This window comes from Nitrosospira sp. Nsp11 (assembly GCF_900142705.1).
In the GTDB taxonomy this organism is placed as follows: Bacteria; Pseudomonadota; Gammaproteobacteria; order Burkholderiales; family Nitrosomonadaceae; genus Nitrosospira.
Window position 1 is genome coordinate 20,141 of record NZ_FRBV01000012.1, and the last position, 24,307, is coordinate 44,447.

The following is a 24,307-nucleotide window of genomic DNA, read 5'->3' on the forward strand; positions in this document are numbered from 1 at the left end:
GGACAGTGGGAACGCTGTTGTGGACGGTTATCTAATAGGGCAACTTTGCGTCCGGTTTGACCTGCAAAATAACCTTGCGAAAATCCTTCTGTATACGGTTTAAAGCTGCCTCGCTGTCGGCTTCAAATCGTAGCACGATCACTGGCATCGTATTGGATGAGCGCGCCAATCCAAAACCGTCCTTATATTCGACACGTAGTCCGTCGGTGGTAATCACACGCTCAGGATTATCAAAGCGCGCAGTTTTCTGTAATTGCGCGATAACGCGGTAGTTCTCACCTTCCTGTAATCTTATCTGCAATTCAGGCGTGCTAAGGGCGTCCGGGATTTCATTTAGTGCAAGATTGATATCTGTTTTGGAACTGAGTAGCTCCAGCAGGCGCGCACCTGCATAAAGCCCATCATCAAATCCATACCAGCGTTCATTAAAAAAAATGTGTCCACTCATTTCTCCAGCCAGCAACGCACCGGTTTCTTTCAATTTGCCTTTTATAAACGAATGTCCCGTCTTCCACATGATAGGCTCGCCGCCATGTTGCTTGATCCAGGGAGCAAGATTGCGAGTACATTTCACGTCAAAAATGATCCGCCCGCCCGGATTTCTGGACAATACATCGGCAGCAAACAACATCAACTGTCGATCGGGATAAATGATGGCGCCATTCTTGGTTACAACCCCCACACGATCACCATCACCGTCGAAGGCAAGACCTATTTCCGCATCGGCAGTCTTAAGAGCCTTAATCAGATCTCGCAAGTTCTCGGGAACGGACGGGTCGGGATGATGATTAGGAAAAGTCCCGTCGACCTCACAGAACAGCTCGGTTACCTCGCATCCCAATCTACGATATAGCGTAGGCGCATAGCGGCCGGGTACACCATTACCGCAATCAATGACGATTTTCATCGGACGCGCCAGCTTCACATCTCTGGTTATGCGCTGGAGATATGTTTCCGCAATATCGTGCGTGCGATAGTCGCCTCTGCCGTAAAAAAAATCGTTATTTTCAAGCCGCCCACTCAAGGCTTGAATGGATTCGGCGGCCAAGGTTTCACCGCCCAATACCATCTTCAAGCCATTATATTCCGGAGGATTGTGGCTGCCGGTAACCATAACACCGGAATAATTACACAACATATGGGCAGCAAAGTAGAGCATGGGGGTGGCTACCATCCCGACGTCTATCACGTCGATACCGCTTTTTTGCAAACCTTTCGCAAGTGCCTGTGCCAGTTCCGGGCCTGATAATCTGCCATCCCGCCCTATCGCTATCGATGCAAGTCCGCGTGCTCGTGCTTCAGATCCGATAGCCTGACCAATGGCTTCGACGATTTCAGCGGTTAGTGTTTTCCCGACAATACCTCTAATATCGTAAGCCTTGAAAATTTCGTGCGGGAATGTGTCCATTAGAGTAGCGTGAGGTTGAATAGCAATATTTGGGTACAGCTCAACTAATACTTGAAAAAACAGCCATAGTCACCGATCAGGACTATGGCTTTCTGTTTTCAGCAATCAAATACTTGCTTTCGTTAATGATGACCTGACGCCGCACCCCCTTTAAGGGTGTAGCGCGTACCACAGTATGGACATAGTGCTTCGCCTGTGCCTTCTATCGGCAAGAACACGCGAGGATGCGAATTCCATAACAACATTGATGGCATCGGGCAATGAAGCGGTAAATCATCAGTAGTGATTTCTATTTGGCGCTCTTTATTATTGCTGGCGTGATTCTGCATCGTTTCTCTCAGCTCGTATCAAATATAGATCAGCGGAATCAGACATAGGTGAGCCATTCGGCATGATTTTCAGTCTTGCCTCTGGCACAGTCAAAAAACATGGCTTGCAGCCTTTCGGTTATCGGACCACGTTTTCCGCTGCCGATTCTACGATTATCAAGTTCCCGAATCGGGGTCACTTCCGCTGCAGTACCGGTAAAAAAGGCTTCATCAGCACAATAAACTTCATCGCGGGTAATTCGCTTCTCGATTATCGGAATTCCGATTTCTTCGGCAAGCTCCAGAATGGAAGCACGCGTAATACCCTCGAGGCAGGAAGTCATATCCGGCGTATAGAGCTTCCCATGCTTGATGATAAATATATTTTCGCCCGCTCCCTCCGCTACATAGCCGTCCACATCCAGCAGCAGCGCTTCATCATAGCCGTCAGTCGCAACCTCCTGATGAGCCAATATTGAATTTGCGTAGGTCGCGACCGACTTGGCGCGGCACATGTTGACGTTGACATGATGGCGAGAGAATGAGGACGTCTTGACACGAATGCCGTTTTCCAGGCCATCCGTGCCCAAATAAGCGCCCCATGGCCAGGCTGCGATAGCGACATGCACAGAAAGCGTCGTCGCTGCAATACCCATGGCTTCGGAACCGTAGAAAACGATCGGCCGGATATAGCACGATTCCAGCTTGTTCTGCCTGACCATATCGCGCTGCGCCTCCATCAGCGTCGCCTTGTCATAAGGTATTTTCATCATGAAAATATGTGCAGAATTAAACAAACGGTCGGTATGCTCCTGCAAACGAAAAATCGCGGCGCCTCGGGGCGTCTGATAGGCACGCAAACCCTCGAATACGCCTAACCCATAGTGCAGGGTGTGGGTAAGCACATGAGTGGTAGCATCACGCCACGGAATTACTTTTCCATCGCTCCAGATCACGCCGTCGCGGTCAGACATTGACATTCAGGGACTCCGGAGAGAATTGAGAATTGCGTATTCTAACGCATTTTTCCTTGAAAAATGAAAACGCTGGCTGTATGCACCCACTCCACCCTATATCAGCAGTTATCGTTGAAATTCAACAGCGCGTTTGCAAAGAGATAAACACAGATCAAGGATGATCGTCTAAAGACGGGATGTACCAAATACTTCATCCCACAATCGCAATACAGCCAAAGACCCGTCTTTCAAATAGCCTCCTTCAACTCGTGCAAACTTTCGCGATTCGCTTTCCGTTGATGGTATTCCCGCAAGGCCCGAGTCCCCGCTCAATCTTAAACGATGTTGAATTCGCCGGAATTCCCGATAGGCGCTGAGCGCTCGCTCCGCAGTTTCCCTTTGGATAAGCCCAAGTTTTCCAGCCAGCCGCAGCAGCGCGATGTTGCCGATGTTGTTGGTCAATTCCGGATGGTCGCAGGCATGGCCCAGAATCAGGTATTGCACAATGAATTCAACATCAATAATCCCACCGCGGTCGTGCTTGACATCGAACAACCCGCTGGAATTGGGATGGGCATCAAGCATTTTTTGCCGCATGGCCGACACTTCGCGCTTCAGGCTTTCCAGCTCGCGAGGCTGGCGAAGAACTTCCTTGCGGGTATGCTCGAAAGCTTCCCCTACATGAACATCTCCCGCTACGAACCGCGCCCGTGTTAATGCCTGATGCTCCCAAACCCAAGCATGATTTCGCTGGTATTGATCAAAAGCCTGGACCGAACTTACCAGCAAACCGCTGCTGCCGTTCGGGCGCAAGCGTAAATCGGTCTCATACAACAGGCCGGCTGAAGTGTAACTTGTAAGCCAGGAATTGATGCGCTGACTCAGCCTGGCGTATATTTCGGCTGCATCGGGATGGTTGTCGTCATAAAGAAAAATAATGTCGAGATCCGACGCATAGCCCAATTCTTTCCCTCCCAGCTTGCCATAGCCGATGATGCCAAAAGCAGGCGGTTTATCCCGGTGCTTTCTTCTCAACCCTGACCAAGCCAAGCCCAATACGGCATCCAGTATCAAATCTGCCAGATCGGTCAGGTAATCACTCAGGGTTTCCAGCGGCAGCAATCCTTCTACGTCCTGGGCGAGCAATTGAAATACCTGAGCATGTTGAAAATGCCGCAGTACATCCATTTGCTGTTCGATATCACTGCCTCCGGGTCCACCCGTTTTGTTTAATTGCTGAATCAACCTTGCCCTGGCTCGAGACCAATCCGGCGCGGCCTGAAGATCAGCAGGATTGAGCAATTCATCCAGCAAGATGGGATGCCTGCCCAAGTACTCGCTGGCCCACTGGCTTATGCTGACAAGTTTGGCTACCCGCTCCAAGGCCTGGGGATACTCCAGCAGCAGCGCGAGATAGGCTGCGCGCCGGCTCACGTTTTCCAGTAACTGCAGTAAACGCTCGAGTGTAGTGTCTGCCGAGGGGAACCTGGCAGACACTTCGATCAGGGCAGGGACGAGCGCATCAACCCGCTTTTTGCTCGCTTGCGGCAATTGGCGATATCGGGTGCTTACATGAAACTCCTGTAAGCGCCGCACAATTTTTTCCGCACTGGAAAATCCCATCGTAACCAGTTGCGTAGTGGCGGCCTCGGCTTCGATCCCGTCATCGTTTCTTTCCGGCCACAACCATGCGAAGGTGTGATGAGTTTGCGGTTTGCGTGGAGCAGCAAATATGTCCTCAAAATGCCGGGTAACATTGCAGCGATGGGTATCGAGTCTCTGCAAAAATTCACCATAGGAAGAGAAGCCCATGGAAACCGCTATCAACGGCTGATCGGTATGCGTTTCCGGCAACATCTGCGTTTGTTGATCATCAAGATACTGTAAGCGATGTTCAAGATTGCGCAGAAAGTGATAAGCATTCGTGAGCTCTAATACAATTTTATCTGGCAGTTGCTGTTTTTCACGCAGCAACGCTAATGTGGCGAGTGTAGAACGGATGCGCAAATCGGCGTCCCGCCCGCCGCGGATCAGCTGGAACAACTGGGCAATGAACTCGATCTCACGGATTCCGCCCGGTCCGAGCTTGATATCCCCATGCGTCTCGCGGCGATTTACCTCCCGGCGTATTTGCGCGTGTAAATCCCGCATGGATTCGTAAGCGCCAAAGTCCAGATATTTCCGAAACACGAACGGTTGTGCTATTTGTTCAATAATCACCGCCCTTTGTGCATGCGGGCCCGCTATTGCTCGGCCTTTGATCCAGGCGTAGCGCTCCCACTCGCGACCTTGGCTGATGAAATATTCTTCAAGCATGGCAAAGCTCATCACCAGCGGGCCGCTTTCGCCGTATGGACGTAATCGCATATCCACACGAAAAACGTAACCGTCTGGCGTGATATCGTTGAGGCTCCCAATCAGTTTCCGTCCAAGACGAGCAAAAAAATCATGATTGGATATAGATCTAGGACCGCTGGTTTCGCCGTCTTCCGGATAAACGAAAATCAGGTCTACATCGGACGAAACGTTGAGCTCGCAACCGCCCAGCTTTCCCATGGCAATCACCAGCATTTCCTGAATTTTGTTTTCGGTATTTCTTGGCTGGCCATAGCGGTCGGTATCAGCCAGCCAAGTCTGTTGACGCTCGAGTGCGAAGTCAATAGTGAGCTCCGCCAAATCGGTCATGCTCGTCATCACCTCGGCAAGACTCGCCAGGCCTCCCAGATCCCGTGCTGCCAGCCGCAGCATTACCCGCTTGCGCAGGCTGCGCAAAACCTTATTTAGACATGCCTCGTCATTTACAGCTTTGGCATTCGTGTTCACGAATGCTTGCATATCCTCTCGCAGAAAAGGAGACTGCAAATTTTGCTTGAGCTCAGCCAGTAATTCAGGCTCACTCTCCAGTATCCGGTATGCGTAACGACTGAACGGAAGGATGTGTTCGATTATTTCAGTTGCAGAACGATCGGTATGCATGGTCGAGATTCGGAGTTACAATAAATTATCAAAATATCTTTATTCCATCTGCATGGGTATTATGAGGTCATCAGGCTTGAACAAAGATGGCGCGGATATCTCTAATCTCTCTTTCACGCTTTTGCACCTTATCGCTTAGATCAAGTACAAACATACTTCCCGCTCATCCACGGGTAGAGAAGAACATATCGCCCCACGCAAACAAACCGGATCTATTTATTGAACTTATCAATAACGCCTCCCCCTCCTCCACGGTCCGGCTTGCTGTCCCGGCTGCTGACATGGGCGCTGATCGTGGTTGCAGCCTGTTTTTCCTTGCTGCTGCTATTGCTACGCTACTGGCTGCTTCCTGACATCGAGCAATATCGGGAAAATATCGCTTCTGCCATCAGCCATGCTTCCGGGCAGCACATAACGATAGGCGAGATCAGCGCAAATTGGGACGGACTACGTCCTCATATGATGCTGCGCGCCGTAAAAGTACATGATGAAGAGGGCGACATTACGTTGCTGTTGAATCAACTGTCAGGCACGCTTTCGTGGCGCTCAATATTACACGGCAAATTGTACTTTCGCGAAATCGAGATCGAACAGCCCGATCTAATCGTGCGCCGTGATACCAAAGGTGTGATCCATGTCGCCGGGTTCGCGCTCAGCAAAGAACTGACTGGGAGTGAAAACGATTTTTCCGATTGGCTTTTGAATCAGAATCAAGTCCGGATCAATAACGCCAGCATTCTCTGGCAGGATGACCAGCGTGGCGCGCCAGAACTGGAGTTACTCGTCAACTTGCGTCTTGAAAACAGGGGTCACCGTCATCGCTTCGGCATACGTGCCACGCCGCCTGCCGAGCTTGCCGCACAGCTGGATATGCGCGGCGATTTTACCGGCGAATCGCTGGCCAACTCCGACCTGTGGCAAGGCCGGCTGTTCATGCAGATAGATAATGCCGATATTGCCGCTTGGGGTGTCTGGCTGCCCTTTCCACAAGAAATCAGGCTAAATCGAGGCGTTGGAGCGCTACGCATGTGGGCCGGAATTGATGGGACTGATATGAAGAAGCTGACTGCGGACATGCGCTTACGTAATGTCAAAGCACAACTGGCGCCCGATTTACCCGAATTAGACCTTATCCGTTTGCAGGGTAGAGTCGGATGGCGAAAGATTAACGGCGGAGGCACTGAAGTTTTCGCGCACAAATTGAGTACTTCTGCTCGTGGCAAACGAAAGTGGATATTACAGCCGGTAAGTTTTTCGCTGCAGACGATACCTTCTAATGTGACTGAACCTCATAGCACGAAATTGAGTATCGACAATCTGGAACTGGAAGTTTTGAAAGATGCAGCGAACTACTTGCCAATCAGCGCGCCATTGCGAGAGCAGCTCAGCAAGATAGCGCCCCGCGGAGAAATTCGTCATATGAGGGTGAACTGGAGCGGTGAACTGCCAGCGCCTCCCAATTTCAGCGCAAAAGGAGGATTCACCAATTTGGGTATGAGAAAATCCGGAAGGCTGCCCGCGTTCAGTGGCGTTTCCGGTAATATTGACATTACCGAGCGAGGCGGCGCCCTGACCCTGAACTCTCAAAACGTAATCGTGGAATTGCCTGAAGTATTTCGTGCGCCGCTGGCGCTGGAAATCATCACCGGTCAGGCGAGCTGGAATGTTTTAGCCAATAAAGATTCCATTGCATTCAGGTTCAACAACATTGCCTTTTCCAATAAAAATGCTGCGGGGTTGGCTTACGGAACTTATCGTTTTACAGCTGACTCCCCGGGAAAAATCGATCTGGTAGCCCATCTGGCGCGCGCCGATGCACCTTATTTGATGCATTACATGCCGATAGCAGTGAATTATCGAGATTGGCTTGACGATTCGATCGTTGAGGCGGGAACGCTGGAAGCCCGGCTTCATCTCAAGGGAGACCTGAGCCAGTTTCCTTTCGCCCATAGTGAAAACGGTATTTTCAGGTTACAGGCAAAGGTGTCCGGGTTAACGCTGGATCACATCCCCGGATGGCCCCGCATAGAGAATATGTACGGGAATTTGCAATTTCATAACAGCCGCATGGAATTTGACGCTTCTCAAGCTGATATCTTTGGAACAAAATTAAGCCGGGTGAACTTAAACATTGCCGACATGGCTGCATCCGATGCCATCTTAAGAAGCGAAATGCAAGCAAGCGGCTCGACGCGGCAATTCTTGAAATTCGCTAAATCGAGCATGGGCAGTAGTGATAACGGCAGCCTTGTCGATAATATCAGCATAACTGGGGAGGGAAGACTGCTGCTCAAGCTCGATATTCCGCTGGATCATCCGGAAGCGGTCAAGCTATCAGGCAACTATCAGTTTATCGATAATCAGATTGATCCAGGCTCTCGCCTGCCCAACCTGAATAACGTCAACGGTGTAATGGCTTTTACCGGCTCGGGGATAAAGACAGAAAATATAACTGCCCATCTCCTCGGTGGACCGGTGGTTATAAACTCCGCGGATATGCCGGACGGTAGCATACGTTTATCCGCCGCTGGCAAGATCAACCTCAACAAGATGAGCGAAATTCCGCAGGGGTCAGCGCGCGCCGCGCCATTGTGGAGACGCTATTTACGAGGCGATACCGATTGGCTGGCCATCGTCGATATACGCAACAAGTTGGCGGATATATCTATCGAATCATCGCTGGTCGGCATTACCTCCGATTTACCTGAGCCTTTTTCCAAGGCTGCCGCCGACACTGCACTGCTACGTTTCGAAAGGAAAGCCATGGATTCGAATAGCGATGAGCTAAGCTTAAGCTATGGCGATCTGGTAATGGCGAAATTCGAACGCGGCCAGGACGATGCCGGCAATTACCACGTAGAGAGGGGTATAGTAAGTTTTGGCACAGCACCTGCTGTTTTGCCCCAAAACGGTATATCGGCGAGTGGCGAGGTGCCATCCCTGAATCTGGACCGATGGCGCAACATATTGGCGCACGCCGGTAATGAACCTGGGCCGCCTCTCGGCCTGACAAGCATCAATTTCCATATTGGTGCGCTCGACTTTCTGGGCAGACACTTGAAAGACGTCACACTGAACGCCGACCGGGAAGACGGGATATGGTATTCCACCATCACAAGCGAGCACATCAATGGTGGTATCAGCTGGGACCCATCCAGCAACGGTAAAATAGTGGCGCGATTGAACAGGTTGATTATTCCCGCCAATTCCCGCCCATCTAAATCAACCGTACGAGCACAGATCCAGCAGGAGAAAGACTTGCCCGCTCTTGACGTAACGGTAGATAATTTTTTTATTGGCGAGAAACAACTGGGTCAGCTCGAACTGGTAGCCAGCCAGGAGGAGAGGAACTGGCGCATCGAGAAACTGCATATATCCAATTCAGACAGTGCAATAACGGCGCGCGGCATCTGGTACAATCGCGCCGCACAACCCATTATGCGAGCTAATCTTACAGTAGAGGCGAGTGATATTGGCCTGTTTCTGGCGCGCCTCGGCCACCCAGATCGCGTGAAACGCGGCAGTGGCAAGCTTGAGGGCGTCTTGTCGTGGTCTGGCGGCCCTCAATCAGTAGATTATCCTACCCTCTCAGGCAGCTTCAAGGTGGATGCCAAGCGAGGGCAATTTCCTAAATTTGAGCCAGGGATTGGCAGACTGTTCGGTATTTTCGACCTGCGATCGTTACCACGAAGAATCACATTGGACTTCCATGATGTGTTCAGCGAAGGTTTCGGTTTCGATAATATCTCTGGCGGCGTGAAAATCGGCCGTGGGATAGCTGTCACCGATGATCTCAAAATAGAAGGACCCGCAGCAAAGGTTGCCATAAACGGTGAAATAAACCTGGAAGCAGAAACCCAAAAACTGCATATCACAGTTAATCCGTCATTAGGATTGGCGGCTCCGGTGGTCGGCGTGGCCTCTGCAATTGCAAATACGGCAATGCAAAACCCAACCCCATCCAATGAATATGATATTACCGGTACCTGGACCGATCCGACCGTTATCAAAAAGGCCGGGCGAGCACATGAATCAAGCGAATATGAACAATAAAATTGGGTGGGGTAGATGGCGTTTAGCGACTTGTATTGAACACGACACCAATCAGCTTTTTGGGGCGATTCTCCAATGTAACGACGCCAGGGGCCTCAAATCAAATACAAATGAACGGAGCGCTGCGGATAGCGCGTCAGCCGAATCCCATAATATCCCGAACCGGAACCATGATGGCAGGGCCGTTCGCAAAAGATGCACTTCAGTCCAATAGGCAAACTTTACGCAGCTCAATAAACTCAACACCTGCAGTCAATAAAGTGATGCTGTTATTTGGAACCTGATATTGTTCAGACAAAACACCTTAAAAGCTTGGCTCGGCTTTTGCTTCGAGATTATTCTTTCTACCATATCTATAGGCGCAACTGCGCCGAAGAAAAATCTTTATTAACAGACGGATTAAGGTTTGAGACAATCGAAAAAAAGGAAATTGAAAGCGCCCGAGATAGGATAATTGCCGATCAAGCTTGGTATCATGGGCAGGATACTCACGCATATGCCTGTATTGAAGGCTCTCGGATCATCGGTCTATGTTTTTTCTGGTACGGGGAGCGCTATAAGAAAAGAAACTTCTGGCCGCTCACAAATCAAGAAGCGAAGTTAGTACAATTATTCGTTCTTCCCGACATGCGCGGGCAGGGCATCGGTAAAAGTCTCATACAGTTCGCTACGGGAGATATGTCTCGTCGAGAGTTCAAGTACGTATATGCGCGCATCTGGCGATCGAATACGCCGTCTTTAAAAGCGTTCAAAAGTGCCAGCTGGAATCGTGTGGCAACCGTAATTGAAATTTTCCTGCGGGGAAGGAATAAGCCCTTCAGGTTGGAACTTGGCAGAGTCATCCCTCAAGAACGAGTAGATCAAAGTCCATCGTCCATCGCTGACTATCCTTAATAGGGCACTTAATCTGCCAGTAGTACCTTCACCAGCGGGCGGGTTCGAATTGACAAACAGTATGGATCTGTTGCGGCAGATGCTCCAACAGCCATAACGTTTGCTTTCGTCAAGCGAGATGCACGGCCGCGTCGGAAGGGTGCACTGTTGACTCGGCTCGGGCTGCCAGAACTCCTCTGTACCTGTTTGGACCGCGCATCTCGTCCCCTCCTACAAGGTGCTGTGTCCTGAACCGCCGCCTTGATACAAAGCCTTTGAGCCTGCTAAATACGTATTCGATTGCAACGAGTTCACTTTCGGCAATGTATTTCACTACGTTTCGCTTTAAGCGCGCCCTTTATAAAGATATCGTTTTCAGTTACTCTGTCTCACCTGCCCTACCAAGTTTGATCCGGGGCGCCAAGTATGGGTGAACTCAATATGGGCGCATTGAAGCTTTCTTGTTGCGGTCTATGGAATCTACATCATAACAATGTTCGATAACTCAGCCGTTCGCGACACGGATACCTCCAGAGAAGTAAAAAGTGGGCCTATCCGTATTGCTGCCATTCAGATGTCGGCGGGACCTAAAATAGCCGGCAACCTGGAAGAGGCCGCCCGGCTACTGGAAATAGCCGCCGCCCAAGGGGCCAAGCTCGCGGCGCTACCTGAATATTTCTGCATTATGGGCATGGAAGATGCCGATAAGGTAGCGGTGCGCGAGCAGGTTGATAGCGGACCGATACAGGAATTCCTGAGCAATATCGCGAAGCGTCTCGGTATCTGGTTGGTGGGTGGCTCTATACCGTTGGTATCGTCGAGGCCGGATAAGGTTAGAAATAGTTGTCTGGTGTATGATGACCAAGGAAAGCAGGTTGCCCGATACGACAAGATACATCTATTTGGCCTGGAACTCGGGAACGAGCGCTATGCTGAGGAAGAAACCATCGAAGCCGGCTGTGGCGTCGTTGCCCTGAAGACACCGTTTGGCCGGATCGGTCTTTCGATTTGTTACGATCTGCGTTTTCCGGAGCTTTACCGTTCCATGGGACAAGTGGATATCATTTTTGCTCCGGCTGCTTTTACCGCAACTACCGGCAAGGCGCATTGGGAAACATTGATTCGTGCCCGTGCAATTGAAAATCTCGCGTATGTGGTTGCTCCCGCACAGGGGGGTTATCATATCAATGGGCGGGAAACGCATGGAGACAGCATGATCGTCGACCCTTGGGGGGTAATACTCAATCGTCTGCCACGCGGAGCAGGCGTAGTGATTGCGGAGATTAACCCCGAATATCAGGCCAGTTTGCGCAATAGCTTGCCTGCGCTTAATCACCGTATTTTGCATCACTGTTAAGATTACCGATGATTTTTTTGGACCCCTGGATATTATGATCACAGAACCCATCATTCAACCTGGCGATCTATTCGCCACCGCCAACCAATGCCTGCTGGCGCCTCACCAGATAGATACCGCCGGGCTGCAGAAGGTGTTTGGTCAAATGCTTACGCACCATGTCGAATATGCGGACCTGTATTTTCAATATAGTCGTTCCGAAGGCTGGGCTCTGGAAGAAGGCATAGTCAAATCAGGCACCTTTAATATTGATCAGGGAGTGGGTGTGCGCGCCGTGAGCGGCGACAAGACGGCGTTCGCCTATTCCGACGATATCAGCATGCCTGCTCTCGCTTCGGCTGCCGAAGCTACCCGTGCCATTGCGCGTACCGGTGTCGGGCAGTCGGTACAAGCAGTCAGGCGCAGCAAGGGACGCGAACTTTATCTGCCGCAGGACCCTATCGCCAGCCTTAAAGATACCGACAAGGTGGCGTTGCTCGAAAAACTCGAGGGCTACGCGCGCGCAGTTGACAAGCGCATTATCCAGGTAATGGCGTCTCTCGCGGGAGAGTATGAAGTGGTGCTGGTGGCGCGGAGCGACGGCCTGCTGGCAGCTGATGTCCGACCTCTCGTGCGGATCTCGGTGCAAGTCATCGCTGAAGAGAATGGGAAACGGGAACAAGGCGTCGCCGGAGGGGGCGGACGTTTTGATTATGCGTATTTCACCGACGAGGTGTTGCGCGATTATGCCGAGAAAGCCGTACATCAGGCCATCGTCAATTTGAATGCAAGACCTGCGCCGGCTGGAACCATGACGGTAGTATTGGGCGCGGGTTGGCCTGGAATACTGTTGCATGAGGCCATTGGCCATGGCCTGGAAGGAGATTTCAATCGCAAGGGTAGCTCCGCATTTTCTGGCCGCATCGGCGAACGTGTCGCTGCGACGGGCGTTACCGTGGTGGATGATGGCACGCTCGCACGGCGGCGCGGATCGCTTAATATCGATGACGAGGGAAATCCCACGCAGTGCACGGTCTTGATCGAAAACGGCATACTGAAGGGCTACCTTCAGGACAGCTTGAACGCTCGGCTAATGAACGTCCCGGTCACCGGTAATGCCAGACGCGAATCGTTTGCTCATATTCCTATGCCGCGCATGACTAATACGTATATGCTAAACGGGGATAAAAGTCCTGAAGAGATCATTGCGTCGGTGAAACATGGTTTATACGCAGTGAATTTTGGAGGCGGCCAAGTGGACATCACTAGCGGGAAATTCGTATTTTCCGCTGCTGAAGCGTATATGATCGAGGATGGGAAAATTTCTTATCCGGTGAAAGGTGCAACGCTGATAGGCAATGGTCCCGATATACTCACGCGGGTTTCGATGATCGGCAACGATATGTCGTTAGATCCCGGTGTCGGCACCTGCGGTAAAGAGGGCCAAAGTGTGCCGGTGGGCGTCGGTCAGCCTACGCTACGCATAGATGGATTAACGGTAGGCGGAACCGGTTAGAGGCTACAAATACGCAAACAAGCTGGAGTATCTCCGTTAACGCCGCGAACTTCGATAATCAGACACTCCCTGAAGCCGAAACCTGCACAAGAACCGATAATCTTTAGCGGGGCGTAAATAGTTACGGCCCGGCTGTGCTGCTCTTATCCGAAATCCCCTCCGACTTATCCTCAATTCTCATGATTCTGGTACCGGCCAACCTGTCATGCAGAAATTGGCGGTCGCGATCGAATAATGCCCAAACTATTCCGCCGCCAAAGAAAAAAACACCGATCACTGCAAATAAATAGCGCGCGAGGGCCTGTTTCAGATAAACCCGATCCCCGCTGGCGCTAACCACCCGAAGCTTCCAGGTTTGCATGGGCAGCGTTTGTCCGCCATGGGTCCAAAACCAGGTGAAATACATGCCCGCAATTACCAGAAGATAAAGCTGAAGCCCAGGCCGAAAAAATAGGGAACTGGTATCCCGGAACACCAGATGAAAAATAAAGCTGGCAATAAACAGAACAGCAATCAATATGAGAAATTCGTAAAGCATGCTCAGCAGTCGTCGCCCCAGTCCCGGGGCGGAGATTTTTATCGCTTCGGAAAACTCACTCACAGGACGTTCTTGTTATTTTTTGGATGCTGTTCTTGCTCTGATAGAGCGTCGGAAATATCTGGAACTAGCGCGTTCATTTGCTATTTCCCCTGTGATCTTCGGACGTCTGCTCGTATTCGCGCCATTTTCGCTTTATCTCATGACGCTTCTCCGGTGGCAGTTTTTTAATGGTTTTATATTTCTCCCGGACCAGCTCGCGCTGCTCAGGGGTGAGCGAAAACCAGTCGCGCATCTGCAACTGAGCGCGATGCTGCTCGGCAGGCGTCATGCCCGAGTATCGCTGGGCAATGCCTAGCCACTTCTTTTTTTTTGCGGAGTCCATATTGTTCCACTCCTGCGCAAGCGGAGCCAGGACTTCTCTTTGCTGCGGTTTCAATTTCTCCCAAGAGGGCTCGGCGGCCAAGGCGTCGGCGGAAAGTGAAAAACATAAGCAGAACACTACTAGTGCTGATCTAGCCATGCATCAAACCCGTCGTCTAGATAAGCATTTATCGGCAAATCGTCGACAAGTACCAGAATGTCGATTTCCTCGTTTTCGTCGCCTTGCTGCAGGGTCTGCCAGTAGAGAATACCCGCCAGGGTAAACAACAGCGCAATAATCGATAGCAACTTTCCCGTCTTGACCTGCCATTCATTCCCATTCCGCGCTGAGGCACCTTGTCCGACATTAGACACTGACTCGGCCGTATGGTAATTTTCGAGGGAAGCTCTGCGTGCAGATTGGAGTTGGTTTAGCGTACTCTGCTTGATATCATCAAGGCCGAGATCCAATAACTTCGTTATCTTCTTACCTACTTCGTGTTCGTTCATAGCTCGATTCCATTTTTTTCCAGCAATGCAGCAAGACGATGAGTTGCACGCGAGCAGTGAGTTTTCACGCTTCCTTCAGAACAACCCATGACCGCTGCCGCTTCTGCGACATCCATCTCTTCCCAGTAACGCAGAAGAAAAGCCTGCCGTTGACGTGCTGGAAGGGTTTCAATCGCTTTTTCCAGTAAATTAAGAAGTTGCGATTGCTCTAATTGCTCATGTGGATCACCAAAATTGGAGGGCCCATCCAGCTGTAAAGTTTCCAGCGGATCGTAATCTTCATTTTCCTTTTCCTGATTGCGGGGAATAAATGATGAAAACAGGGTAGTCCACAAGGAGCGGGTCTTTTGCCGCCGGTAAAAATCCCTTATGGTATTTTGCAGAATACGCTGAAACAGGAGAGGCAATTCTTCCAATGATTTGGAGGGATACTTTTCAACCAGTTTCGTCATCGAATCCTGAACAACATCCAGCGCCACATGTTCGTCTCTTACCGCGAACAATGCCTGTTTATACGCGCGCCGTTCGATTTCAGCTAGAAAACCGGAAAGTTCCTGTTGAGTAGCCAGGAGGGTTGCCTATTGGAAAATGAAAAAGCGGGAGATGATCTCATGCCCCGCCGCAATATTAGCAAATTTTTTTGGTTTGCCGAAACAGTTTACCTCTCACAAAGTCAGCTTCATAAGCTTATGATACGGCGGACCTTTAGAAAAGTAACATATTATCAGGCTGGCTTGGCCAGTCCCAGTAGGTACAGCTCATTTATCTACGGCGCACCAGCGCGAGGATGCGCCATAGTTGCGTGTTGGAGCAGTTGCACGCAAAGCACCACCAAAGATTCTGGAGCGCGCTGTCAACTGCGACCCCAGTATTGTGTTCCACTTGGGGTTTCGAAAGTGCTAAGGTCGAGATTCGTCGGGTTTAAGGTTTGCACTCATGCGACAATATGTCGCATTGCGATAATCATATTTCACGCCTATCATGGGCTTGTTTCAATCTGATAGACAACTTCGCGCAGGCCTCTGCACCTAAAAATCTCTGTATTACCCTCCATAATATCTATACGTAGGTATTCACGTTTAGTGGTAAAATTTCAAATACGGATTGCGACTGATTCTTAATTAGATTTACATTACTGATGCTCGATATTTTTGAAGCTCAAATTCTGAAAGTTCGGTCCGAGCCGGGCTTACTGGTAAGAAAAGCTCGCTATCGTTGTATCTGTAATTTTCTGCCCCAATCACGAATTATGCAGCTATTTTACCACTGCTCATGGGTAGTCCAAAAGAAGCTGTCTCTTATACTCAGCCCAGCGGAGGACATTCAATGATACGGCGTTTAGTTCTCATGTTAATGCTAAGTTTTGTAACTGCCGTTGCTGCGGCTGAAAGCGTCCGTCCTTTTACCGCGGGGAGCCTCCAGAAGGTTCTTGCGCCCCGGGAAGGTAAATCTTTCATTCTCGTTTTGTGGTCTCTTGAATGTCAATATTGCCCGACAGAGTTGAAGATGCTAAGCGAGCTCAAACGCAGCCATCCCAAGCTGGACGTCGTATTGATCGCCACCGATACAGTCAGCGATACGCCGCAACTTGCCTCCCGGGCGGAAAGCTACGGTATGAATAATACCGAGCAATGGGTTTTTGCAGAGGACATGCCAGAACGCTTGCGTCTTGAAATTGATAGTCGCTGGTATGGCGAAGTACCCAGGGCGTATTTTTATGATCGCAAGCACCAACGCGAGGTCAAGACCGGCCTCGTCAACAAAAAGTTTGTAGAAGATTGGCTGGCCCGCAATACGACAACCGACTCGTGATATCGAATATAAAGCGATGAAGCATAATCCTGCCTTTTTACCCGGCGTGATGTTTGTCCTCGCCGTCCATGGGGCGCTGCTCTACTATCTATTCAAACAACAATTGATCCCGCCGCCGCAACAGCTGGCGACGTTGATGGTGAACTTTATCCCTTCCTTCCAGCCGAAGGAAGAATCCAAGCCTGAGCCACCTCCCCCCTTGCCTAAGCCTCAGCCGCCAAAGAAGCCGAAATCACAGCAATTGGTTGCGGAAAAACCGGTAGTGGCCGAGAGTGAGCGGGTTGCACCCCCTTCCCTCCCCGAACCCGAACCAGAACCGGAGCCAGTGGCGGAAGCCGCTCCTCCCCAGATGTCGCCGGGACCCGTTACGCTCTCCTCGGAACTATCTGTCGCGTGCCCCGAACTGAACGCGCCCGCTTATCCCGCGCTTTCGCGGCGGCTAGGCGAAGAGGGCAAGTTGATGCTACGAGTGGAACTGGACGAAAAAGGTCATGTTAACGTAGTACAGGTAATCGATAGTAGCGGTTTTAAGCGTCTGGATGAAGCCGCCATGGCCGCGGTAAAAACCTGGCGATGCAATCCGCCCGTGCGCAATGGCCAGCCGGCCCGTGCCATTGCTCTGCAACCCTTCAACTTTGTACTCCAAGGAGATTGACCGATGGAAAAAAGTCTCGGCTTTTCAAATTTTCTCACCCAGCTCGATGGCGTGGGTATCAGCGTGCTTGTACTGCTCCTTACGCTTTCGGTGGCAAGCTGGTATTTGATACTCACCAAAGGTATCTCGAATTTTCTGGCCAACCGGCAGGCCGAAGCTTTTCTCAAGCGTTTCTGGAGCGCCGGTTCGCTACAGGAGGTGAACTCGACGCTGCACGAAGGCTCGGGTGATAATGCGTTTGCGCAATTGGCGCAACTTGCGTTGGAGGCTGCAGCTGACTCTGAAAAACACGGCTTGCAAAAACTTGCTGCGGCCGGCGGAGCAAGCGAGTTCATTACACGCGTATTACGTAATGGCCTCGACCAGGAAGCAACCCGCGTCGAAAACGGACTCACGGTAATAGCCTCGGCAGGTTCCGCCGCGCCTTATATCGGGCTATTCGGCACGGTATGGGGCATCTATCACGCACTGGTACAAATTGGACTATCCGGTCAGGGTACCTTGGATAAAGTCGCCGGCCCGGTGGGTGAAGCGTTGATTATGACGGCATTGGGACTGGCGGTGGCAATTCCGGCGGTTTTGGCCTATAACACATTCGTGCGGCGCAATCGCATCTGGCTGGCGCGCCTGGATGCCTTTGCTCACGATCTATTTGTACTGATTGCGGTGGGCGCCAAAAATAATAGCTCCGCTGGGGATGAGCGCCTGCTGCGCGTAGTCGCCCCCACAATGAATTCCGCGCTTGCACCCAATGAAAGGAGGTCGTGATGGCTTTTGGCAGCATGGATGGCGGCAACCGTCAGATGCCGATGTCCGAAATCAACGTGGTACCGTTGGTGGACGTGATGTTGGTATTACTTGTGATCTTCATCATCACCGCACCTTTGCTGACCCATTCAGTTAAAGTCGATCTGCCGAAAGCGTCGAGTAGCCCAAATATTACGCAACCGGATCACGTTGAATTTGCGCTTCGGGGCGACGCTAGCCTATACTGGAATGGTGAAGCGGTAACCATGGATCAGTTGGCGCCCCGGTTTGCCGCAGCGGCAAAACAGAATCCCGATATCGAGCTGCATATCCGCGCTGATAAGCATGTCCAGTACGAGCACGTGGCAAGGGTGATGTCTATCGCAGCAAAAGCCGGATTAGTACGAATTGGGTTTGTTACCGATCCGACTACACAATAGTAACGTCTGCCAAAACATAGTTGGGAAAACGGGATGCTAATGGCCAGAACTTTGAGCATATACATGCCATGTGGCAGACGCCTTGCCTCAACGGTCAGGATTATATGGCTCTAGCTGCTCGCACCCGATGGCGAAGCCTCCTGCTGCATGGTTCCATTGCTACCACGGCTCTCGGTCTGGGTTTGATGTCATGGTTCATCGCCAAGCCGATGGCCACCCGAATACACCAAACTGTACCAGGAGAACGGGTGACCATTACAGCCACACCGGATATTGACATCAGTCTGGATGCCGACAGCAGTGTAACTGTCAGCAACGCAAAGCCTCCCCAGATCGAATTGCTGCGAGGCAACGCTTATTTTGACGCCAAAGGCGGGGGGGCGGGCAAATTGCAAGTGAAAGTCGGTACAACGTATATCAACGATATCGGTACCCGTTTTAGCGTTAGTAAACGAGTAAATGGCGGTACTATTGCAGTGGCTGACGGTCAGGTAGAGATTCTGGTAGAGAATGGAACATATCTGGTCGGTGCCCACGAACAGGCGGATTTCGACGGCATAAGAGTCACCGGCCAGAGAGTGATCGCGGACGCAGACATAGCGGCGTGGCGCCAAAATCAATAAGAATCCGGCACAGCGTCACGTGGACCAACTTGCCAATGCGCTACCGATACCGCTATGTGATTTAATCATTCCCCTCAGCACTGCACCCACACCGGAAGCAGAGCAATGTTCGCCTCGGCGCCAACCTCAGGTGCATCAACTTTAAATAGCGCGTTTCATGAAACCCGTTGCAATCTTCAGGCACTTTCCAATAGAGGGTCCAGGTTATCTTGCCCCGTTTCTGGATTCCCATTCCATTCCTTACCAGCTCGTCAAGGTCGACTTTAATGAGGCATTACCCACCCGTGCCAACTATTTTAGCGGGCTGGTATTCATGGGTGGGCCCATGAGCGTAAACGATGATCTCCCATGGATTGCGCCCGCGCTTGCATTAATCCGGCAGGCGGTAACACACAATATTCCGGTTTTGGGCCATTGTCTTGGTGGGCAATTGATGGCGAAAGCGCTGGGAGGAGTGGTAAGCAGAAGCCCGGTCAGCGAAATCGGCTGGGGTAGAGTAAACGTCGCGGACAATCCTATTGCACGTGATTGGTTTGGAGAATTGTCGAGCTTTGAGGCGTTCCACTGGCATGGAGAAGGTTTTACCATTCCGGAGGGAGCGGCTCTCCTGCTTTCGAGTCCCTATTGCGAAAATCAGGCATTCGCAATGGGCACGCATCTGGCATTACAATGTCATGTCGAGATGACTGAGGAAATGGTGAAAGCCTGGTGCAAAGCAGGCGCTGAGGAAATTTCCAACAACCCTGGACCAACGGTGCAATCGGCAGAGGCAATACAGACGGGCCTGACCGAGCGAGTATCGGTACTGAATCAGATAGCTTGCCGCTTATATGAGCGTTGGATTTCCGGCCTTATGAACACAACAACCGGCTGAGATAATACGGCGAATCATTCGCGGAAATTCTGGAATTGCAGCGGAAATTCGGTGATCGATTTCTTGACGAGCTGTATCGCCTCTTGCAAGGTATCACGCTTTGCGCCTGAAATACGCACCGCGTCACCCTGGATACTGGCCTGAACCTTGAGCTTGCTATCCTTGATGAGCCTGATAATCTTTTTTCCAAGCTCGCTTTCCACCCCTGTTTTAACCGTGACTTGCTGTTTGACTTTATTGCCACTGATTTTTTCCGGCTTCCCTTCGTCCAGGCAACGCACATCGACACCACGCTTGGCGAGCTTGGCCATCAGAATATCCAGAACCTGACTCAGCTTGAAGTCGTCATCTGCGTAAACGGTAAGCGTGTAATCCGCTTGCTCCACGCGCGCATCCGATCCCTTGAAATCAAAGCGTGTGGTCACCTCCTTGTTCACCTGGTCAATTGCATTTCTGACTTCCTGCTTGTCAACTTCGGAAACAATGTCGAATGAAGGCACGATAGTCTCTTCCTGGTTTACGGACTGGGGCTGCGGCAAGTTTAACCGATGGAAAACATGAAGTGCAGCCCTGTAATTATTGCCTGTTTTTTAAATTTGCGGCGATACGCATTCGTAACGCGTTGAGCTTGATGAATCCAGCCGCATCCGTTTGATTATATGCGCCTTGATCTTCCTCAAAAGTGGCAATGTGCGAATCGAACAGAGAGTCTGTTTTAGAGTCTCGTCCGACTATGATCACGTTCCCTTTATAGAGCTTTATTCGCACCCAGCCGTTTACCGCCGTTTGGGATGCATCAATCATCGTTTGCATCATTCTGCGCTCCGGGCTCCACCAATAACCATTATAAATAAGTTCGGCATAGCGCGGCATCAGTTCGTCTTTAAGGTGGGCAACCTCACGGTCGAGGGTAATGGATTCGATGGCCCGATGCGCACGCAACATGATGGTGCCACCGGGGGTCTCATAGCATCCACGGGATTTCATGCCCACGTAACGATTTTCCACCAGATCCAGGCGCCCAATACCGTGCTTGCCACCTAACTGATTAAGTTCGGCAAGTACGTCCGCCGGGGAGAGTTTCCGGCTGTTTATGGCGATGATGTCGCCTTGCCTGAATTCCAGTTCGATATATTCTGCCTTATCCGGTGCGTTCTCGGGCGACACGCTCCATCGCCACATGGATTCCTCCGGCTCATGCGCAGGATCTTCAAGGATTCGACCTTCATAGGAAATATGCAACAGATTGGCGTCCATGCTGTAAGGGGACCCGCCCTTTTTCTTCATCTCCACCGGGATGCCATGCGTTTCCGCATATTTTAAAAGGCTTTCCCTGGAAGTAAGGTCCCATTCGCGCCATGGCGCAATCACCTGAATATCGGGCTGAAGCGCATAGTAGCCGAGCTCAAACCGCACCTGGTCATTACCTTTCCCTGTCGCGCCATGGGAAACCGCATTTGCTCCGGTTATCTGCGCTATCTCGATTTGCCGTTTGGCGATCAGCGGACGGGCGATACTGGTGCCAAGCAGATATTCGCCCTCATATACCGCATTGGCACGAAACATGGGAAAAACGAAATCACGCACGAATTCGTCACGCAGATCTTCGATGAAGATCTCCTTCACTCCCAATTGCGTCGCCTTTGCGCGCGCCGGCTCTACTTCCTCCCCTTGCCCGATGTCCGCAGTGAAAGTTACTACCTCACACTGATAGGTATCCTGCAACCACTTTAAAATTACCGATGTATCCAAGCCCCCGGAAAATGCAAGAACAACCTTATTAATTTTAGACACATCAACCTGCTTTATTTTTTTCATGCTTGGCTCGTCAATAGAAATGCGAATTGCGTTCTTGCAATATAACAGTTGAAAATTCGAGTTATCAGATTTCCGCCAACCTTCCCAACAGCAGATATTCTATCAATGCTTTTTGGGTATGCAGACGATTCTCGGCCTCTTCCCATACGATGGATTGAGGACCGTCGATAACCTCCGCCGCCACCTCTTCGCCGCGATGGGCAGGCAGGCAGTGCATGAACAGCGTTTCTTTCTTGGCGCAGGACATCATTTCCGCATCTACGCGAAAATCCGCAAAGTCTTTTTTCCGTTCCTCGGTTTCCGCTTCAAAGCCCATGCTGGTCCATACATCCGTCGTAACCAGATCCGCATCTCTCACTGCGTCATGCGGATCGGCAAATTCCTCATAGTGGTCAGTGCCGTAGAGGCCGGCTCGTTCCGGCTCCACTTCGTAACCGCGAGGCGTCGAGACATGCACGTTAAAATCGAACACCTCAGCTGCCTGGAGCCAGGTGTTGCAGACGTTATTTGAATCTCCGATCCACGCCACCGTCTTGCCGGAGATACTGCCGAACTGCTCAATAAAAGTAAAAATATCGCCCATGATCTGGCAGGGATGATATTCATCGGTCAGTCCGTTGATAACGGGTACTCGCGAGTGCGCCGCAAAACGCCTGATGATGTCGTGTTCATAGGTACGGATCATGACGATATCCACCATACGCGAAATCACGCGCGCTGCATCTTCTACAGGTTCGCCTCGGCCCAACTGGGTATCCCGGGTGGATAAATAAATCGCCGCACCGCCCAACTGATGCATACCGGCTTCAAATGAAAGTCGGGTACGAGTTGAATGCTTATCAAAGATCATGGCGAGAGTGCGATCCTGCAATGGCCAGTAGCGCCGGTACTGCTTGAACTCATGCTTGATCCAGCGTGCACGTTCGAACAGATATTCGAACTCCTCCCGGGAAAAATCGTTGAACTGTAAAAAATGCTTGATCTGCATGATATGCTGAACCATAGATTGAGCCGATTTGGAAAAATATGAGCTGGCCGTATTTTTCAAGGCTCATTTTTCGAGATTTACTATCTTGTCATGCCGCCAAAAATTCTTTCACCAGACCGGACAAGATGGCTACCACCTGTTCGGCCTCGTTCCGTTTAATCACTAGCGGCGGCAGGAGACGCACCACTTTATCCGAGGTTACGTTGATCAACAGTCCTTTCTTCAAGGCTGCCATTACGAGTTCGCCACAAGGTCTGGAGAGCTCGATGCCGATCATCAATCCCTGACCACGAATTTGTTTTACATCGGGCAAGTCGGCGAGCTGTGCCTTGAACATACTGCGCATGAAGTCGCCCACCTCCATCGCGTTCCTTAGCAAATCCGCTTCTTCGATTACCTTGAGCGTGGTCAGCGCAGCAGTACAGGCCAGCGGGTTGCCACCAAAAGTAGAGGCGTGGTTGCCGGGCTTGAATACTTCCGATGCCAAACCTTTTGCCAGACAGGCGCCAATGGGTACGCCCGAACCCAAGCCCTTGGCAAGTGTCACCACATCAGGAACGATGCCACTGTGCTGGAAAGCGAACCAGTTGCCGCTGCGGCCGATTCCACACTGCACCTCATCCAGCATCAGCAGCCAGCCGTTCTGATCGCACAAGTGGCGCAATCCTTGCAGGTAGCTTGCCTGCGGTACATTCACGCCGCCTTCGCCCTGATAGGGCTCAACCAATATGGCGACAACGTTCTTGTTGTGCACGCCCACCTGCGCCACTGCTTCCAGATCATTGTATGGAACCCGCGCAAAACCGGTGAGCAATGGTTCGAAACCTGCCTGCACCTTGCGATTGCCACTTGCAGTCAAGGTGGCCATAGTTCGGCCGTGAAAGGATTTCTCCATTACGATAATGGTGGGCAGATCTATATTTTTACCATGCCCATACAGTCTTGCCAGTTTGATCGCGGCTTCGTTTGCTTCGGCGCCCGAATTGCAGAAAAATGCGTTATCCATACCCGACAGTATGGCAAGCTGGCTGGCTAGCTGTTCCTGCTTTCCAATATGGTAAAGATTGGAAGTATGAATAAGCGTCCCGACCTGATGACAAAGCGCCTTCACAATCTCTGGATGGCAATGCCCCAAGCCGCATACGGCAACGCCTGCGAGGGCGTCGAGATAGCGGTTGCCCTCCTCATCCCACAGCCATACCCCCTCCCCCCTCGCAAATGTAACGGGCAGCGGCAGGTAGGTGTTCATCAAATTGGACATTTAAGAGGCCTCTGAATAAATTCTCTGTGAAGTAAACTGCCGGCAAAATCGGAATGATTGTATAGCGCGGGGCGAATATAGGGGCCGACTATAAAAAGCCAAAGCCGGGAAAGGCGCCGAGGTAGAGATATCTTCTGGCTGAGGCTCGCATGGGGCAGTGCTGTCGTCGGGCCCGCGTAGGACTTGTTCAGGGATTCCATAGTGGGTATCAATGTTTGCCAAGTCTGAAAGCGGCACGGCGGCCAAAGCCGC

General features: G+C 51.2%; 22 protein-coding genes. 10 read left to right on the plus strand and 12 right to left on the minus strand.

Features of this window, described 5'->3' with window-relative positions; genetic code table 11:
- Positions 1–31: 31 nt before the first annotated feature.
- The 4 genes from BUA28_RS11960 to glnE form a co-directional block, all read right to left on the minus strand.
- Positions 32–1,408: a phosphomannomutase/phosphoglucomutase gene (locus tag BUA28_RS11960; protein ID WP_072768353.1), complete on the minus strand. Its 1,377-nt coding sequence runs from the start codon at positions 1,406–1,408 to the stop codon at positions 32–34.
- 122 nt (positions 1,409–1,530) lie between these two features.
- Entirely contained in the window at positions 1,531–1,737 is a 207-nt protein-coding gene (locus tag BUA28_RS11965; protein ID WP_072768354.1) for a zinc-finger domain-containing protein, read from the minus strand.
- Between the two features lie 38 nt (positions 1,738–1,775).
- Positions 1,776–2,696, minus strand: coding sequence for a branched-chain amino acid transaminase (locus BUA28_RS11970; protein WP_072768355.1), 921 nt, complete (start codon positions 2,694–2,696; stop codon positions 1,776–1,778).
- A 162-nt stretch (positions 2,697–2,858) separates the two neighbouring features.
- Positions 2,859–5,648, minus strand: a complete 2,790-nt coding sequence (gene glnE, locus BUA28_RS11975; protein ID WP_072768356.1) for a bifunctional [glutamate--ammonia ligase]-adenylyl-L-tyrosine phosphorylase/[glutamate--ammonia-ligase] adenylyltransferase — start codon at positions 5,646–5,648, stop codon at positions 2,859–2,861.
- A gap of 219 nt (positions 5,649–5,867) precedes the next feature.
- Here glnE and BUA28_RS11980 point away from each other — a divergent pair, with 219 nt between their 5' ends.
- The 4 genes from BUA28_RS11980 (at position 5,868) to tldD (ending at position 13,426) form a co-directional block, all read left to right on the plus strand.
- Positions 5,868–9,701, plus strand: a complete 3,834-nt coding sequence (locus BUA28_RS11980; RefSeq protein WP_256598313.1) for a YhdP family protein — start codon at positions 5,868–5,870, stop codon at positions 9,699–9,701.
- A gap of 273 nt (positions 9,702–9,974) precedes the next feature.
- Positions 9,975–10,595, plus strand: a complete 621-nt coding sequence (locus tag BUA28_RS11985; protein ID WP_072768357.1) for a GNAT family N-acetyltransferase — start codon at positions 9,975–9,977, stop codon at positions 10,593–10,595.
- A 472-nt stretch (positions 10,596–11,067) separates the two neighbouring features.
- On the plus strand, positions 11,068–11,931 hold the full coding sequence (locus BUA28_RS11990; protein WP_072768358.1) for a carbon-nitrogen hydrolase family protein: 864 nt from the start codon (positions 11,068–11,070) through the stop codon (positions 11,929–11,931).
- Between the two features lie 34 nt (positions 11,932–11,965).
- Complete coding sequence (gene tldD, locus BUA28_RS11995) at positions 11,966–13,426, plus strand: metalloprotease TldD (RefSeq protein ID WP_072768359.1); 1,461 nt, start codon at positions 11,966–11,968, stop codon at positions 13,424–13,426.
- Between the two features lie 121 nt (positions 13,427–13,547).
- Here the strand turns inward: tldD and BUA28_RS12000 are convergent, their stop codons facing one another.
- The 4 genes from BUA28_RS12000 to BUA28_RS12015 all read right to left on the minus strand — a co-directional run bounded on the left by BUA28_RS12000 (position 13,548) and on the right by BUA28_RS12015 (position 15,406).
- Positions 13,548–14,027, minus strand: coding sequence for an RDD family protein (locus BUA28_RS12000; RefSeq protein ID WP_371915218.1), 480 nt, complete (start codon positions 14,025–14,027; stop codon positions 13,548–13,550).
- 73 nt (positions 14,028–14,100) lie between these two features.
- On the minus strand, positions 14,101–14,487 hold the full coding sequence (locus tag BUA28_RS12005; RefSeq protein ID WP_072768360.1) for a DUF3106 domain-containing protein: 387 nt from the start codon (positions 14,485–14,487) through the stop codon (positions 14,101–14,103).
- The gene (locus tag BUA28_RS12010; RefSeq protein WP_072768361.1) at positions 14,469–14,837 is read right to left on the minus strand and encodes a DUF3619 family protein; all 369 of its coding nucleotides are present in this window, start codon (positions 14,835–14,837) and stop codon (positions 14,469–14,471) included. The genes BUA28_RS12005 and BUA28_RS12010 overlap by 19 nt, the downstream gene beginning before the upstream one ends.
- Positions 14,834–15,406: an RNA polymerase sigma factor gene (locus tag BUA28_RS12015; protein ID WP_072768362.1), complete on the minus strand. Its 573-nt coding sequence runs from the start codon at positions 15,404–15,406 to the stop codon at positions 14,834–14,836. Before BUA28_RS12015 ends, BUA28_RS12010 begins: the two co-directional genes overlap by 4 nt.
- Positions 15,407–16,163: 757 nt before the next feature.
- Between BUA28_RS12015 and BUA28_RS12020 the strand changes: the two genes are divergently transcribed.
- The 6 genes from BUA28_RS12020 to BUA28_RS12045 all read left to right on the plus strand — a co-directional run bounded on the left by BUA28_RS12020 (position 16,164) and on the right by BUA28_RS12045 (position 19,988).
- Positions 16,164–16,649: a TlpA family protein disulfide reductase gene (locus BUA28_RS12020; RefSeq protein WP_072768363.1), complete on the plus strand. Its 486-nt coding sequence runs from the start codon at positions 16,164–16,166 to the stop codon at positions 16,647–16,649.
- Positions 16,650–16,665: 16 nt separating this feature from the next.
- Positions 16,666–17,304, plus strand: a complete 639-nt coding sequence (locus BUA28_RS12025) for an energy transducer TonB (RefSeq protein WP_072768364.1) — start codon at positions 16,666–16,668, stop codon at positions 17,302–17,304.
- A 3-nt stretch (positions 17,305–17,307) separates the two neighbouring features.
- A complete protein-coding gene (locus BUA28_RS12030) occupies positions 17,308–18,072 on the plus strand; it encodes a MotA/TolQ/ExbB proton channel family protein (RefSeq protein WP_072768365.1) in 765 nt (254 codons plus the stop codon).
- Complete coding sequence (locus tag BUA28_RS12035; protein WP_072768366.1) at positions 18,072–18,491, plus strand: ExbD/TolR family protein; 420 nt, start codon at positions 18,072–18,074, stop codon at positions 18,489–18,491. The genes BUA28_RS12030 and BUA28_RS12035 overlap by 1 nt, the downstream gene beginning before the upstream one ends.
- Positions 18,492–18,595: 104 nt before the next feature.
- Positions 18,596–19,114: a FecR domain-containing protein gene (locus tag BUA28_RS12040; RefSeq protein ID WP_072768435.1), complete on the plus strand. Its 519-nt coding sequence runs from the start codon at positions 18,596–18,598 to the stop codon at positions 19,112–19,114.
- A gap of 157 nt (positions 19,115–19,271) precedes the next feature.
- A complete protein-coding gene (locus BUA28_RS12045; protein WP_072768367.1) occupies positions 19,272–19,988 on the plus strand; it encodes a type 1 glutamine amidotransferase in 717 nt (238 codons plus the stop codon).
- A gap of 14 nt (positions 19,989–20,002) precedes the next feature.
- On the opposite strand, the gene BUA28_RS12050 is transcribed toward BUA28_RS12045, so the two are convergent.
- From BUA28_RS12050 to BUA28_RS12065, 4 genes are all read right to left on the minus strand, one after another.
- A complete protein-coding gene (locus BUA28_RS12050; RefSeq protein ID WP_072768368.1) occupies positions 20,003–20,488 on the minus strand; it encodes a YajQ family cyclic di-GMP-binding protein in 486 nt (161 codons plus the stop codon).
- A 76-nt stretch (positions 20,489–20,564) separates the two neighbouring features.
- Positions 20,565–21,806: an argininosuccinate synthase gene (locus BUA28_RS12055; protein WP_371915219.1), complete on the minus strand. Its 1,242-nt coding sequence runs from the start codon at positions 21,804–21,806 to the stop codon at positions 20,565–20,567.
- 64 nt (positions 21,807–21,870) lie between these two features.
- Positions 21,871–22,794: an ornithine carbamoyltransferase gene (gene argF / locus BUA28_RS12060; protein ID WP_072768437.1), complete on the minus strand. Its 924-nt coding sequence runs from the start codon at positions 22,792–22,794 to the stop codon at positions 21,871–21,873.
- 88 nt (positions 22,795–22,882) lie between these two features.
- The gene (locus BUA28_RS12065) at positions 22,883–24,055 is read right to left on the minus strand and encodes an aspartate aminotransferase family protein (RefSeq protein ID WP_072768369.1); all 1,173 of its coding nucleotides are present in this window, start codon (positions 24,053–24,055) and stop codon (positions 22,883–22,885) included.
- Positions 24,056–24,307 lie beyond the last annotated feature (252 nt).

What these genes read in the sequence shown, in the direction of transcription:
- BUA28_RS11960 (WP_072768353.1), bottom strand. Translation starts at nt 1,408, where the DNA reads ATGGACACATTCCCGCACGAAATTTTCAAGGCTTACGATATTAGAGGT.
- BUA28_RS11965 (WP_072768354.1), bottom strand. Translation starts at nt 1,737, where the DNA reads ATGCAGAATCACGCCAGCAATAATAAAGAGCGCCAAATAGAAATCACT.
- BUA28_RS11970 (WP_072768355.1), bottom strand. Translation starts at nt 2,696, where the DNA reads ATGTCAATGTCTGACCGCGACGGCGTGATCTGGAGCGATGGAAAAGTA.
- glnE (WP_072768356.1), bottom strand. Translation starts at nt 5,648, where the DNA reads ATGCATACCGATCGTTCTGCAACTGAAATAATCGAACACATCCTTCCG.
- BUA28_RS11990 (WP_072768358.1), top strand. Translation starts at nt 11,068, where the DNA reads ATGTTCGATAACTCAGCCGTTCGCGACACGGATACCTCCAGAGAAGTA.
- tldD (WP_072768359.1), top strand. Translation starts at nt 11,966, where the DNA reads ATGATCACAGAACCCATCATTCAACCTGGCGATCTATTCGCCACCGCC.
- BUA28_RS12005 (WP_072768360.1), bottom strand. Translation starts at nt 14,487, where the DNA reads ATGGCTAGATCAGCACTAGTAGTGTTCTGCTTATGTTTTTCACTTTCC.
- BUA28_RS12010 (WP_072768361.1), bottom strand. Translation starts at nt 14,837, where the DNA reads ATGAACGAACACGAAGTAGGTAAGAAGATAACGAAGTTATTGGATCTC.
- BUA28_RS12020 (WP_072768363.1), top strand. Translation starts at nt 16,164, where the DNA reads ATGATACGGCGTTTAGTTCTCATGTTAATGCTAAGTTTTGTAACTGCC.
- BUA28_RS12025 (WP_072768364.1), top strand. Translation starts at nt 16,666, where the DNA reads ATGAAGCATAATCCTGCCTTTTTACCCGGCGTGATGTTTGTCCTCGCC.
- BUA28_RS12030 (WP_072768365.1), top strand. Translation starts at nt 17,308, where the DNA reads ATGGAAAAAAGTCTCGGCTTTTCAAATTTTCTCACCCAGCTCGATGGC.
- BUA28_RS12035 (WP_072768366.1), top strand. Translation starts at nt 18,072, where the DNA reads ATGGCTTTTGGCAGCATGGATGGCGGCAACCGTCAGATGCCGATGTCC.
- BUA28_RS12040 (WP_072768435.1), top strand. Translation starts at nt 18,596, where the DNA reads ATGGCTCTAGCTGCTCGCACCCGATGGCGAAGCCTCCTGCTGCATGGT.
- BUA28_RS12045 (WP_072768367.1), top strand. Translation starts at nt 19,272, where the DNA reads ATGAAACCCGTTGCAATCTTCAGGCACTTTCCAATAGAGGGTCCAGGT.
- BUA28_RS12055 (WP_371915219.1), bottom strand. Translation starts at nt 21,806, where the DNA reads ATGAAAAAAATAAAGCAGGTTGATGTGTCTAAAATTAATAAGGTTGTT.
- argF (WP_072768437.1), bottom strand. Translation starts at nt 22,794, where the DNA reads ATGCAGATCAAGCATTTTTTACAGTTCAACGATTTTTCCCGGGAGGAG.
- BUA28_RS12065 (WP_072768369.1), bottom strand. Translation starts at nt 24,055, where the DNA reads ATGTCCAATTTGATGAACACCTACCTGCCGCTGCCCGTTACATTTGCG.